This is a genomic window from Pseudoduganella sp. GW821-FHT12E03, assembly GCF_058807115.1.
This window is the reverse complement of sequence record NZ_JBXAQJ010000002.1, coordinates 148591-162641: the sequence shown is the minus strand read 5'-3', so window position 1 is coordinate 162641 and position 14051 is coordinate 148591. Positions and strand designations below refer to the sequence as shown.

Genomic DNA, 14051 nt, shown 5'->3' with positions numbered 1-14051 from the left:
GGGCGGTTTCCGGCGGGGGCGCCGAGCCTTGGGCAAAGCCGCCATGCATGCGTTGCGGCCGCGCATGCATGGCGGCTTCCACTGCGTGGAAACCGCCCTACGGGGTTGATACCCGGATTTACTTTAACGAATTCCCATGTTGGCGACACTGTTAAGCAACAGCCGCACCAGCTCCGTCTGCCGCGTCACATCGGTCTTCGAGAAAATCGCCCGCAAATGCGCGCGCGCGGTATTGCGGCGGATGCCCAGCTCCATCGCGGCATCCTCCAGCGACAAGCCATTGGCCAGTTGCACCGCCAGCGCCGCTTCGGCCGGGGTGAAACTGAACAACTGGCGCACGATGTCGACCGGCGCTTCCGCCTTGCCTTCCGGGTCGCGGATATAGATCGCGGCGGCCGGGCTGCTGGCCCCTTCCGACCACTCGCTGGGCGGCACGCTATGGACCACCACGCCGAGGTTGCGCTTGCCGGAATGGCGCTCGATGGAAATGGCTTCCACCACGGCGGTGCGGCGCGCCATGCCGTAATTGTCCAGCGCATGCTTGATCAGCCGCTGCAATTCCCGGTTGCCGCCGGCATGGGTCGCATGGGGCATGTTGCTCACCAGGCGCATGCCGTCGGCGGATGCCAGCAATTCGTCGGCCTGCTTGTTGGTCTTCAGCACGCGGCCATTCTTGTCGAGGATGATGGTGGCGACCATCAGGCGGTCCATGGCACCCGCATACAGGCGGCGTTCGGATTCCGCCAGGTCCAGTTTTCCATGGAAGTGCACCGCGCGTTTAAAGTGCGGCAGCAGCAAGCCGCACAATTCCTTGTCCGCGCTGGTGAAGTTCGGCGCGCCGTGGCCACGGCACACGCGCAGCCGGCATTCGCCGCCGTCGGCGGTGAGGATGTCGGCGCCCATCAGGCGGTGCACATCGTATGGTTTTAAAAACTCCTGGTAAAACGGCGATGCCATCCACGCTTTTTCATCGAGGATGTCATTGATCGTCACCATGCGGTCCCCCGGCAGGCCGACAAACGGGTCCATCGCAAAGAAGTGGCTGTTGTAGGAAATCAAGCCTTCCGTCGTGACATCGCCAACATTGACCATCAAGCCGTGGTCGCCAACCTTGGGCTGGCGCAGGATCAGGGTCACGTAGTTCGCTTCGAGCAAACTGCGCAACCCCATCAGGCACTTTTCCCAGGGGATGGGTTCCAGCAAACCATCGTAGATGGAGGCGGTTAATTCGCTGAATTTCTCCAGCGGGAAGGTGGCGACAGCGTTCTTCATAGTGCCCCTCGGCTGGCCGCCGCGCTCAGGCCAGCTTCGATTCAAAGATGCGGCGCTCGCCAAGATGCGGCGGCACCTGCGCGGCATCGGTATAAAACTGCGCATACCATTCGCGCAACTGGTACACCGGACCGTCCGCTTCGCACAGCAGAGGGTTGTCGATGCGCGTTTTATTATGCCAGATTGCAACATCCTCATAGAACGCTTCTTGCGCCAATTTCACGTATTGCATGGCGGCCGCGTGGTTTTGTTGTTCATCCAGGCCGGGGAACTTGCGCACCATGACGCCGAAACGCAATTCAAAACGGTCCAGGTCAATCGGCACGTGGCAGTTCAGCAGGATGGAATCGACCGGATAACCATTCATTTCGCCCTGCATGACGGTGATCTGGTACGACGGGCCGTAATAGGTGGCGGTGCTGGTGAGGATGCCGTCCGCCGACAGGCGCGGGCTGCGGCTGACCATCACCTGCTCCGCTTCATGGCCTTCGAAACGGTTATGGAAACCCACCACCTGCGCGCCGTGCACGTGACCGAAGTGCGCCATATCGGCCACGTTGTCGATCAATTCGCGGCAATTGGTATTGATCTCCATGCGGTCGATCACCCAGTCGGTCCACTCATCCGAGAACGACGCATCGATGCGGGGAATCGCGACGTTGTCCGGCGGCGCGTTACCTTCCGGGTCGTTCCAGACAAACAGCAGCTTGTTTTGCTCCATGGTCGGCCAGGCGCCAATGCGCGCCTTGGGCGGCACCCGCTTGCAATACGGGATTTCGCTGCACGAACCATCGCCGGACCAGCGCCAGTCATGGAACGGGCACGCCAGCGTATCGCCCTTGACCTGGCCCTGGCTCAAATCCGCGCCCATGTGCGGGCAATAGCCGTCCAGCACATGCAAGCCGCCCGACTCGCCCTGGTACGCCACGAGGCGGCGGCCAAAGATGTTCAGCGTATGCGGCTTGCCATCCTTATAATCGTCCGCCAGGCCCAGGCAGTGCCATCCGCGCGCGTAGCGGTTGGCCACGGGGGCTGCTTCGATCTTGTAAACTTTTGCCATGCTGGTGTCTCCTTTTTTTGTATAGAGACAAAGTACGAATTTGCCGGGGTTCCGGCATCGTCTTAACGGACGATGCCCGGCAAGGCCGCCGGGCCGATAGTGCCAACAGCCCATCCGCGCCGCGGATACCGGCCGTCCACCTTTTCCTGGAGTTCCCATGTCCACCGATCCCCAAGTGCAGGCCATCCTGGCGATGTTCGCCAGCCTGCCGACGCCCGATTACGCGACGCTGCGCGCGCTTGATTACCGCGCAGGTGTTGCGCAAATGCAACCGATTCCATTGAATGAAGACGTTGCCCGCGTGGCGGAATGTGCACTGCCCGGCCCTGCCGGTCCCATCGCCGCCCGCCTGTACCACCCGCAGCCCGGCGCCACCCTGCCCGCCATCGTGTTTTTCCACGGCGGCGGCTGGGTCGCGTGCGGCCTGGATTCGCATGACAATATCTGCCGCCGCCTGGCGCGCCTGAGCGGCTGCGCCGTGCTGTCGGTCGATTACCGGCTGGCGCCGGAAGCCGTGTTTCCCGCCGCGCTGGACGACGCGTGCGCCGCGCTGCGCTGGGTGGCGGCACAGGGTGCGCAGTTCGGGCTCGACGCTTCACGCCTGGCCGTGGCGGGCGACAGCGCGGGCGGCAACCTGGCCGCCGCCTGCGCCCAGCAGGCGCGCGATCCGGCGCAGGAATTGCCGGCCATTGAGCACCAGTTGCTGCTGTATCCCGTGCTCGACAGCGGCTGCGGCACGCCGTCGTACCAGGCGTATGCGCAAGGGTATTTGCTGACGGGCGAGATGATGCGCTGGTTCTGGAAACAGTACGCGCCCTCCGCCGCCGACCGCGCCGACATACGGGCGTCACCAGGCCTGTCGTCGTCGGTAGCCGGGCTGCCTGCCGCCACGGTCTTGCTGGCGCAGTGCGACCCCTTGCATGACGAAGGCTGGCAATACGCCGAACGCTTGCGCGGTGCCGGGGTGCCGGTGACCCTGCGCAGCTGGGAAGGCTTGTTCCATGGCTTTGCCAGCATGGCGGGGGTGCTGCCGGCGGCGGATGAGGCGCTGGCGGTGGGGGCGGCGGAGGTGAGGGAGGCGTTGCTGGGCTGAGTAGCGCTTGCTGCCGCTTGAGGAACGGGGATTGCTGTGGCATTCCTGCCACCGCGCATACCGGACCGGGCATCCATCCGCCGGCGATTTTGCAGAAAAAGCTCACCTGGAAATAATTGGTGAGAATCCATGCAGGAACTTCGGATTAAAGTGATTTTTGCTTTTGTGCAGAAACCACAACATTTCCCGGAGTGATGCGATGCCTTTTCCCAGCACCGAGATACGTTTCCCTGTCATATCCGCTGCAATGATGCCCTTGCCCAGCGCAGTTCTCTCAGCCAAGGGAGGCCCGCGATGAAGCCCAGCAGGAAGTTTGCTTATATGGCCATGCTGCTAGCCAGCGCCAAAGCCCACGCGGAATTGGAAGTGACCATCCCGGGAACGCACTTCATGTGGGTTGGCAACTATGAAACGGGAGCCGCGCTGTACGGCGCATGTGCCGACCTGGTGGGCAGCATAGGGCAAAGCGTGACCGCCTGGTGCGGCGCCAGTGCGCCAACCGTACCTGCTGACGGGTACAGCAGCATATATGGCGGCTGGATTCAGGATAAAACCACACCGCCGGGCACTTACAGGTTCTACCTGCTTTCGGCCTATGCCTGTAAGAACAGCGACAAGATCCGCTACTTTGCTGATACCAAACAATGCATCGGTATCACCCAGGTGCCGACACCAACGCCGTCCAACCCCAAGGACAACGGCGCATCGTGCCCCGCCAACCCGCAGAACCGGCAGCCATCGTGCGGTAATCCGATCAACCCTGGTTCCGGCACCAAAGTGCAACGGGAAGTCGATTACGAAGACCAGTCCGCAGGCTTGCCCTTATCGCTGACCCGCACCTATAACTATGGCCCGAACGCCGTTGCCGGCATAGCAGGCTCCTTCGGCACTTACTGGACACACCCGATCGATCGCAAGGTGCAACTGCTGCCCAACCGGGTACTGACAAAGTGCTATACGCGCAATGATACCGGCGTCCAGTTCTGCGAAAACGGGCCCGTCGCCAATACGCCGCAAGCGGTCTCCGCCACCAGGCCGGACGGAAAAGTTTATGTATTCACCCGTTCGGGCAATGCCTGGGTGGGTGACGCCGATGTCGATTCCCGCATCAGTGCACAATACGCGGCGGACGGCGTCACGCCGGATCTGTGGACCTACACCACGCCTGGCGGCGATACCGAGCAATACGACGCCAATGGCAGATTGATTGCATTCATCGCAAGAACTGGCGCATCGCATCGCTTCACCTACAGCGATGGCAGCACCAACGATACCAGCCTGGCGCGCGTGCCCGCCGATGCTCCGGCATGTCCGAATGTGCAGCCGGGTGCGGCAATTAAGGCTGGCTTGCTGGTGTGCGTGACGGACAATTGGAACCGGCAGGTCCAGTATGAATACGATGCACTGGGGCGCGTCGTCAAGGCGCGTGATCCCGCGAATCAGGTCTATTCCTACGCGTACGATGGGAGCACCGGCGGATGCGTTCCGGGCGGCGCCACCAATCGGGCCTGCAGCGCGGGCAACCTGACGCAGGTGACCTACCCGGACGGGAAGTCTAAAACCTACCACTACAATGAGCGTGCGCGGATCAACGACGGATCGCCCTGCAACAACAACGTCACGAACATCAGCGTCACTTACGGCCATTTGCCCAATGCGCTGACCGGCATCACCGACGAGAAGGGTCTTCGTTATGCAAGCTGGAATTACAGCTGCAAGGGGGTGGTAGTGGGGTCGGAGCATGCGGGCGGTGTCGATAAGGTCAGGATCGCCTATGGCACGCCTGCCGCGGACGGTTCGCAAACCAATACCGTCACCTCCTATCTTGGCACGGCGGCCAACCCGGTCACCATTGCACGCAATTACCACTTCAAAGTCATCCTGGGGGTTGCCAGGAGCGATACGCTGGACCAGCCCTGCGCCGGCTGCGACGGCATGATGGCGCGCACCTACGATGCCAATGGCAATGTACTGACGGCCAAGGATTGGAACGGCAACCAGACCAACTACACCTACGATCTGGCCCGCAACCTGGAGACCAGCCGGACCGAAGCCGCCGGCACCGGCGTGGCAAGGACCATCACAACCGCATGGCACCCAACACTGCGCCTGCGGACAAAGATTGCGGAGCCGCTGCGCATCACCACGTTCACATATGACGTCGGCGGGAACCTGGTCACAAAGTCTATCCAGCCGACCACGGACGCCTCGGGCGCGCAGGGTTTTAACGCGACGGCCGATGGCACGGCGCGGGCCTGGACCTATGCCTATAACGAGCTGGGCCAGGTCTCCACGGCGACAGGACCGCGCAATGCCACCACTACTTACAGCTATGACGCCGAGGGGCGCCTGGCCAGCATCACCAATGCCGCAGGCCACGCCACCACATTGAGCAACTACGACGCCAATGGCCGGCTGGGCCGCATCACTGACCCGAATGGCCTCGCCACCGACATGACGTACACCCCGCGCGGCTGGCTTGCGTCCAGCAACACGGGAGGGGAAAACACTGTCTATGAATATGACGGCGTGGGGCAACTCATCAAAGCCACGCAGCCGGATGGCGCATGGGTGTCGTACACCTATGATGCCGCGCGTCGTCTGACGGCGATAACAGACAGCGACGGCAACAGCGTCACGTTCACGCTGGACCTGGCCGGCAACCGCATTGGTGAACAGGTGAAGGATAGCGGCGGCGTACTGGCGCGCCAGATCAGCCGCACGTACAACACACTGAACCGGCTGACCCAGATCACTGGAGGCCTGCAATGATGCGCGCCATCCCTACCACCTTGGCAGCGGTGCTGGCCTTGCCGGGCGCTGCCGCTCACGCACAGGTGCAGAACACCACCACCGCATATGCCTACGACACGATGGGGAACCTGAAACAGGTGACCGATCCGCTCAACCAGATTACAAAGCATGACTACGATGCGCTGAACCGACGCGTGAAAACCACCGATGCAAAAAATGGGGTGACGCAATTTGGCTATGATGGCCAGGACCAGCTGGCAAGGGTCACCGATGCACGCAACCTGGTGACCACCTACACCATTGATGGCCTGGGCAACCTGAGCAAGACCACCAGCCCCGATACCGGCGTCACCACTCGTACATACGATGAAGCCGGCAATCTTGCCACCAGCACGGATGCGAAAGGCCAGGTCACAACCTATACCTACGATGTGCTGAACCGGGTAACGGCGATCAGCTATGGCGACGGTACCAGCGCCGCCTATGCCTACGACCAGGGCGATTACGCGCTGGGGCGGCTGAACAAGATCACGGACCTCAGCGGCATAACGCAATACGGCTATGACCAGCATGGGCGGATACTATCGGAAACCCGGACGATTGAAGGCGCGGCATACGCGACAGCCTACCGCTACGATGCCGCGGGGCGCCTGTCGGGCATGACCTATCCCAGCGGGCGCAGTATCGATTACACGCGCGACGGCATGGGGCGCATTGCGACGGTCACCACCACTGTGGCCGGCGCCAGCGCCACGCTGGCCAGTGGCGTGGTGTATCGGCCATTTGGCCCGTTGAAGTCGCTGACCTTTGGTAATGGCCAGGTGTACAGCCGCAGCTATGACCTCGACGGGCGCATGGCCAGCTATACGTTGCAAGGTGTGATGCAGACAGTCGGCTATGACGCGGCCAGCCGCCTGACCGGCGTGACGGATGGCGGCAACGCCAACAACAGCCGCACGTATGGCTACGACCAGTTGGACCGGTTGACCAGCGAACAGTACTCGAACAGCAGCCGCAGCTACACCTATGACGCGGTGGGCAACCGCACGCAATCCACGCTCAACGCTGCCGCCACCAGTTACACCTATGCGGCGGCCAGCAACCGCCTGGCCACGGCCGGCGGCAATGCGGTCACGATGGATGCCAATGGCAGCACCACCAATAACGGCGCCGGGCCGCAATTCAGCTATGACGCGCGCGGGCGCATGGTGTCGGCGAATACGGCAATCGGACCGGTCACGTACAAGATCAACGCCCTGGGCCAGCGCGTACAAAAGGTGACGCCCACGGCCACGACCGTATTCCACTACGATCTGGCCGGCAAGCTGATCGCCGAAACCACCGCTGGCGCCACCACCGAGTATGTCTACCTGGACGATGTGCCGGTCGCGGTGCTGAAGTATATGGGCGGCCCGCTCAATGTCAGCGGCCTTGTGCAATTGACACAGCATGGCGCTCTCTATAACCGCGTCAACGGTAAATATACCGGCAGCGTGGCGGTGACCAATACCAGCGGTGCTGCGCTTTCCGGTCCCCTGCAACTGAAGCTGAATAACCTGACTGCGGGTCTCACATTAGACAACGCCAGCGGCACGGACGCGGGTGCGCCATACGTTACCGTGCCCGGGACATTGAACGCGGGCGCCGTCATCAGTGTGCCGCTGACCTTCAGCGGCCCTGCCCGTTCCATGGTCAGCTACACGCCTGTGCTTTACCAAGGCAGCTTCTAAGGAGCACCCGACATGCACATCCAACACCCAACCCCGGGCTTGTTCAAAACCCTGCACATGGCCACATGGCTGGTGCTGGCCTGGCTCTGCTGCACCGCGGTGGCGGCCGCCACCTCGGTCAGCGTGGCCGTCACCCCATCGGCCGCGGTGGCGCCAGCCAACGTTACATTGTCCGTGGTGGTGACAGCCAACCCGAATCCGGTGACGGTGGCACGGGTCGAATATGTCAACGGCAACAGTCGCCTGGGCGAGGCCACCACGGCGCCGTTCAGCCTGGATTTGCCCAGCCTGGGCCCAGGAAAATACGTGATCAAGGCCTATGCGTGGCTGGCAGATGGGCAAAATACCATGCTGGTTTCCGCGCCTGTCGCATTGACAATCACCGGTGGGACGGCGGCAAGCGCGGCGGTCTACTATATCCATACGGACCAGCTCGATACGCCGCGCGTGATCGCGGACCAGAACCAGGCGGTCGTGTGGAAGTGGGAAAGCGATGGGTTTGGTTCCGCACCGCCAAATGAACAGCCCGGCGCGGCGGCGCGGTTTGAGTTCAATCCCAGGTTCGCGGGACAGTATTTTGATCGGGAGAGTGGGCTTCACTACAACTACTTCAGGGATTATGATCCGCAGTCGGGGCGGTATGTGCAGAGTGATCCGATCGGGCTCGGTGGTGGGGTTAACACGTATGGCTATGCGCTGGGAAGTCCGATCGTGTACTCGGACCCATCAGGTTTATTTGTTCCGCCTCCCAGCGTGCTAACTTGGGCCGGAGCTGCTGGCACCACCGCTGCAACGGCAAGTGCGGCGATTGCCGCATCAGCAGGAGTCGGGGCGGGCATTGGACTCGGCTTCAATTCCACTTGGGAGCATTTTGTTGGTCAGCCTTTCGGAGGCAGCATCTATGACGCGCTTCATCCACAAGCCAGCGTTGCACCAAGTTCGAAACCCGTGCGTACACCGGAGGAAGAAAAGCAGGCACAGGGGGAACATGACTGGTACAAATCCAAGTGCCAAGATAAGAAAATGCCAACAGGCGACCGATGCGCTGACATTAAGCAAGAATGGGAGCGTGCAGTTGCTTGTGCTAGCAGTATGAGTGATTGGGATGACCGTTGGATGCCTGGTCGCCATTCCCGCGACATCGCGATTCAAGCGAAAAGAGCTGCGGATTTATTTGAAAAGTGGAAGGCGTGCAAACAAAAGGAGGGCTGTCCATGAGCAAAATTTTGGCGGAAATGCCTTCGAAAGCCGATTGGGGCGACCTTAGTGGGGACGCTGACCTGGAAGACGCGTATCGCAGTTTTTTCGGTCGCACCAATGCTGATATGCGGAAGTTTTTTTCGGAAGACGTCTTGATGCGTGCACAGGATATCCGCTATATGCCACGATTACCCTTCGTGTACTACATAGGTGGCTTCGGTGACTATTTGCGTGCCAATTGCAAGCAAGACTGCGCTCATGTAGCAGATGCGTTCATTGATGTTGTCGAAGACCGTTTGCTTTCGGACCCGCAAGCGGTGAAAGCCGCATCATACGCGATACTGTCAAGCTTAGAATTCATTGTCGAGAATCCGGAATTTTTCGGAAATGCAGCTGATATCTACGGCAATTTGCTGATAAAGGCAGCACGCATTCAACAGGAAGTTGAACAGCTTACCTGATCAGCATGTTTATAACTAGGCGCTCCTGCGCAGTTGACTACCTCTTGAGTCATGGCGCCCCCCCGATATTCGCAACGGGTTCGGAAAACTGCCAGGCGAGTATGGTGAGGCAAGCCTTCCCGGCCGTCTCTTTTACTTGATGATCATGCCGTCGAGCAAGGCCTTGATGATGCGGCGCTCCTGTCGGGCAATCCTGGCAACTGACTGGTCTGGCAGAAAAATTCATGGCTTACAATCGCGTCCAGGAAAAAATTGTGACGCCGATTCACGCTTAAACAGATCTTCCGCCTACGCGGGTGGCAACCCCGTAACCGGTCGTTAATAATGCCCCCGAAGCCATTCGAGGGCATTTGCCTTACGACGCTTCCGCCAGGTCCGCAGGCAGCGCAACCGCCTCCGCCGCGCCGGCCAGGTGATCCGCCGCCAGCATGCCAAACACCATCGCAGGCCCAATCGTGGAACCAGCCCCCGGATAAGTGGTCCCCATTACAGCCGCACTGCAATTGCCAATCGCATACAGCCCCGGTATCACTTCCCCATCCTGCCCCAGCACTCGCGCGTGGATATCCGTCACCATGCCACCCTTGGTGCCGATATCGCCCGGCACCAGCTTGATGGCATAGAACGGTCCCTGCGCCAGCGGCGCCAGGCAGGGATTGGGCTTGATGTTGATGTCGCCGTAATACGTGTCGAACACGTTGTCGCCCTTGCCGAATTCCTCATCGACGCCGGTGGCCGCATAGCGGTTCATGCTGTCCACGCTGGCTTGCAGCCCGGCCGCGTCGACGCCAATGATGGCCGCCAGCGCTTCCAGCGACTCCGCCTTGTGCAACACTTCCTTCAAGGCTGGCGGCAAGCGGCTGTCCGGCATCACGGAACCCGGCAGGATCGGGCCGCACGGATATTGCTTGCGGAAGCGCGCATCGAACACAATCCAGGCAGGAACAGCGGATGCATGGCCCTGCTCCGCCCGCGCATACATGGTTTGCACCAGTTCCGAATACGCCAGGTTTTCATTGGCAAAGCGCTTGCCCGCCGCATCGACAATCACGCAGCCCGGCAATGAACGTTCAACGAAAATCGGATGCGTGTGCGGCATGCCCGGCACCTGCACGGCAGGCACGCCCCACATGTAGCCCATCAGGTCCGTGCGCGCACCCACGGCTTGGCCGGCGCGGATCGCGTCGCCCGTGTTGGCGTGCGGCGGCGTCACGCTCCATTCAGCGCGGGTCGGCTGCGGCAGGTATTGTTCGCGCATGGCCTGGTTCCATTCGAAGCCACCGGCCGCCAGGATCACGCCACGGCGTGCCCGCAGTGTCATTGGCTTGCCGTCGCGCTGCACCACCACGCCGGCCACCTTGCCATGCTCGACAATCAAACTGGTCAGCGGGGTATCGAGCCACAGCGGCACGCCACGGTCGCGCAGCGATGCGCGCAGGCTGGCCACCAGCGCCGCGCCCAGGGTCAGGCGGCGGTCGGCCGGGTGGCGCAGCCGCCAGGGTAGGTCGAATGCATAGCGCAGCACGATCTTCAACAGTTTGCCGATCCAGCCCGGATGCTTGCCGAGGATCAGGCGCGCCTCCGTCTGTGTCATCGACAGGCGGCCGCCAATCAGGGTGGCGCCCAGCGGCGGGCGCTGCAGCGCAAAGTCGGCGCCCAGTTGCGCCGCATCGAACGGCGCCGGGTCCAGCGAGCGGAAACCGGGCTTGGCGCAAGGCTTGTGCTGGAAGTAGTCGGCGTAATGCGGCAGCGCGGTAAAACGTACCCGCGTGCGTTCGTGCAGGTAGCGCACCAGCCGTGGGCCGGCCTGCAGGTAGGCGTGCACCCGCGCCTCGTCGAAATGCGGCGTCACGCACGCCCGCACATACGCCAGCGCCTCCTCGAAACTGTCTTTCGCGCCGGCCTGCTCGCCCAGGTGATTATTCGGGATCCAGATCCCGCCGCCGGAAATCGCCGTGGTGCCGCCGTATTGCGCACATTTTTCCACCACCAGCACCGACAAGCCGTTATCGGCCGCGCGGATGGCCGCCAGCATGGCGCCGCCGCCGGAACCCACGACAATCACGTCAGGATCGGCCACCGGCGCAGCATCGCCGGGCCCCGGTTGCGGAGCCACTCCAGCACGCCGCGACAGCAAGCCCGCCGCCAGCGCCGGCAACAGGAAGATCGAGCCCAGCACATTCACCAGGAACATGAACGCCAGCAGCACGCCCATATCGGCCTGGAATTTCAACGCGGAGAAGGTCCACGTGGCCACACCGAGCGACATCGTCACGGCGGTAAACACGGCAGCCGTGCCGCGCTGGCGCATCGCTTCATAAAACGCGGTGCGGAATTCCTGGCCTTCCACCTGCATCTGGTGCGCAATGCGCTCGTACAGGTAAATGCCGTAGTCGACGCCGACCCCGACACCCAGCGCCACCACTGGCAGGGTCGATACCTTCAGGCCGATACCCAGCAGCGGCATCAATGCATTGCACAGCACGGACACCAGCGCCAGGGGCACGATGATGCACAAGACGGCTTGCGTTGAGCGGAACGTCAGCAGGCACAGCACCGTGATCGCACCGAAGATCGCCAGCAGCATGCCGACTTCGGCCTGCTCCACCGCTTCATTGGTGGCCGCCATCACGCCGACGTCACCGCTGGCCAGCCGCAGCTCAACCGGCGCGGCGCCACCTGAGGCGATAAACGCCTTCACTTCCGCCACCACATGAGCGATGGTCGCGCCTTCATGGTTATCGGTGTACACCAATACCTGGATCGCCTTGCAGTTTTCCGTATTCATGCCATCGTCCGGATTGAAACTGCGGGCGCCCTGCTGCAGTCCGGCGCTGGTGCGCGGCAATGCCTGCCAGCGCGGGCTGCCTTCGTTGTAGGCGCCGATCGTGACTTTCGCCAGCGACGGTACGCTGACGACAGAGCGCACACCCGCCACGCCGCGCATGTATATTTCAAAGCGCTCGATGGCGCTCATCACGGGATAGCGCAGGCAGGCGTCCGCCGCGCTGTCCTTCGCACCTGCGTCGGCCCCTGCAACGGCAATCACCGACAGCACATCCGAACCCACGTTGTACTGGCCGCTGATGGCGGCGTGGTCGCGGTTATAGCGCGAGTCGGCGCGCAATTCCGGCGCGCCGGAACCAATGTCGCCGATATGCAGGCTGCGCGCGCCGTAGGCGCCCACGCCCAGCAGCACGGCGCTCGCCGCCATCACCCAGGGCGCCACGCGCGGCGAAGCGGCGGCGGACAGGGTCCACCAGAAGGCGCTGCGCGCCGCGCGCCGGTCCGGCGCGGGCCCGGCAACCCGCGCGCTGCAATACGACAGCAGCACCGGCAGGAACACCTTGTTGGTCAAGATCATCAGCAACACGCCGATGCACGCCGTCACGCCCAGTTCGCGCACGATGGCGATGTCAATCGTCATGATGACGAGGAAGCCCAGCGCATTGGTCAGCAGCGCCAGGGTGCCCGGCACGAACAGGGCACTGAAGGCATCCAGCGCCGCCTTGCGGCCATCGGCCCCCGCATGCACGGCCTGGCGCCACGCGTTGGTCATCTGCACCGCGTGCGACACGCCAATCGAGAAGATCAGGAACGGCACCAGGATCGACATCGGGTCGATGCCATAGCCGATCAGCGGCAGCACACCGAGCAGCCAGACCACCGGCATCAGCGCCACCGCCAGCGCCAGGGCGCTCATGCGCGGCGAGCGGGTATAGGCCAGCAGCAGCAAGGCCGTGATGGCAAACGCCACGCCAAAGAAACCCAATACGCCATTGATGCCTTCCATGACATCACCGATGACTTTGGAAAAGCCCGAGATGTGGACATCGATGTTGCGCGCGGCATATTTGGCGCGCAACTGTTCCAGGCGGTTCGCCACGTCCACGTAATCGAGCTTCTTGCCGGTGGCGGGATCGGTTTCCAGCAATTCCGCCTGCACCATCGCGGATTTCAAGTCATTCGACACCAGCTGGCCGATTTGGCCGGAACGGGCCACGTTGGTCCGGACCAGCGCCAGTTCATCGGGCAAGCCGGAAAACCGGGCCGGTACCACCACATCGCCATAAAAGCCCGCTTCGGTGACTTCCGTATAGCGCGTGTTCGGCGTAAACAGCGACGATACGCGGCTGCGCACCACACCCGGCACGAAGAACACGTCATCGGTGGCTTCGCGCAGCGCGGCCAGGAATTGCGCGTTATAGATATCGCCCTCGCCGCGCCAGCGCAGGCTGACCTGGATGCGGTTGGCGCCGGCGAACTGGCGGGCGAATTCCGTATAAGTCTGCATATACGGGTGCTGCAGCGGCACGGTCTTGGCAAAGCCGGGATCGAGCCGGACACGGGTGGCGGAAAAGCCCAGGGCGATAGTGGCCAGCAGGAACAGCCACAGCAAGGCGCCCCGGTGGCGCAGCAAGGCGGCGCCGCAGGCGTGGATCAATGCGCTCATAAAATCACTCGCAATCAGGTTCAGTTGA

At 62.2% G+C, this 14051-nt stretch carries 8 protein-coding genes; 5 read left to right on the top strand and 3 right to left on the bottom strand.

The window, feature by feature from the left end:
* Positions 1-123: 123 nt before the first annotated feature.
* Positions 124-1272 (bottom strand): helix-turn-helix transcriptional regulator, encoded by a 1149-nt coding sequence (locus AC1RRC_RS04520; protein WP_493054066.1) that lies wholly within the window; start codon positions 1270-1272, stop codon positions 124-126.
* Positions 1273-1297: 25 nt separating this feature from the next.
* Positions 1298-2332, bottom strand: a complete 1035-nt coding sequence (locus tag AC1RRC_RS04515) for a 3-ketosteroid-9-alpha-monooxygenase, oxygenase component (RefSeq protein ID WP_493054065.1) — start codon at positions 2330-2332, stop codon at positions 1298-1300.
* Between the two features lie 157 nt (positions 2333-2489).
* Here AC1RRC_RS04515 and lipP1 point away from each other — a divergent pair, with 157 nt between their 5' ends.
* From lipP1 to AC1RRC_RS04490, 5 genes are all read left to right on the top strand, one after another.
* Positions 2490-3425, top strand: coding sequence for a LipP1 family hormone-sensitive lipase (gene lipP1, locus AC1RRC_RS04510; RefSeq protein WP_493054064.1), 936 nt, complete (start codon positions 2490-2492; stop codon positions 3423-3425).
* A gap of 321 nt (positions 3426-3746) precedes the next feature.
* Positions 3747-6197: a DUF6531 domain-containing protein gene (locus tag AC1RRC_RS04505; RefSeq protein ID WP_493054063.1), complete on the top strand. Its 2451-nt coding sequence runs from the start codon at positions 3747-3749 to the stop codon at positions 6195-6197.
* Positions 6194-7909, top strand: a complete 1716-nt coding sequence (locus AC1RRC_RS04500; protein ID WP_493054062.1) for a hypothetical protein — start codon at positions 6194-6196, stop codon at positions 7907-7909. Before AC1RRC_RS04505 ends, AC1RRC_RS04500 begins: the two co-directional genes overlap by 4 nt.
* 12 nt (positions 7910-7921) lie before the next feature.
* Complete coding sequence (locus tag AC1RRC_RS04495) at positions 7922-9127, top strand: RHS repeat-associated core domain-containing protein (RefSeq protein WP_493054061.1); 1206 nt, start codon at positions 7922-7924, stop codon at positions 9125-9127.
* A complete protein-coding gene (locus tag AC1RRC_RS04490; protein ID WP_493054060.1) occupies positions 9124-9570 on the top strand; it encodes a hypothetical protein in 447 nt (148 codons plus the stop codon). The genes AC1RRC_RS04495 and AC1RRC_RS04490 overlap by 4 nt, the downstream gene beginning before the upstream one ends.
* A gap of 355 nt (positions 9571-9925) precedes the next feature.
* On the opposite strand, the gene AC1RRC_RS04485 is transcribed toward AC1RRC_RS04490, so the two are convergent.
* A complete protein-coding gene (locus AC1RRC_RS04485; protein ID WP_493054059.1) occupies positions 9926-14023 on the bottom strand; it encodes an FAD-dependent oxidoreductase in 4098 nt (1365 codons plus the stop codon).
* Positions 14024-14051 lie beyond the last annotated feature (28 nt).

What these genes read in the sequence shown, in the direction of transcription:
- AC1RRC_RS04500 (WP_493054062.1), top strand. Translation starts at nt 6,194, where the DNA reads ATGATGCGCGCCATCCCTACCACCTTGGCAGCGGTGCTGGCCTTGCCG.
- AC1RRC_RS04505 (WP_493054063.1), top strand. Translation starts at nt 3,747, where the DNA reads ATGGCCATGCTGCTAGCCAGCGCCAAAGCCCACGCGGAATTGGAAGTG.
- AC1RRC_RS04485 (WP_493054059.1), bottom strand. Translation starts at nt 14,023, where the DNA reads ATGAGCGCATTGATCCACGCCTGCGGCGCCGCCTTGCTGCGCCACCGG.
- AC1RRC_RS04495 (WP_493054061.1), top strand. Translation starts at nt 7,922, where the DNA reads ATGCACATCCAACACCCAACCCCGGGCTTGTTCAAAACCCTGCACATG.
- AC1RRC_RS04490 (WP_493054060.1), top strand. Translation starts at nt 9,124, where the DNA reads ATGAGCAAAATTTTGGCGGAAATGCCTTCGAAAGCCGATTGGGGCGAC.
- AC1RRC_RS04515 (WP_493054065.1), bottom strand. Translation starts at nt 2,332, where the DNA reads ATGGCAAAAGTTTACAAGATCGAAGCAGCCCCCGTGGCCAACCGCTAC.
- lipP1 (WP_493054064.1), top strand. Translation starts at nt 2,490, where the DNA reads ATGTCCACCGATCCCCAAGTGCAGGCCATCCTGGCGATGTTCGCCAGC.
- AC1RRC_RS04520 (WP_493054066.1), bottom strand. Translation starts at nt 1,272, where the DNA reads ATGAAGAACGCTGTCGCCACCTTCCCGCTGGAGAAATTCAGCGAATTA.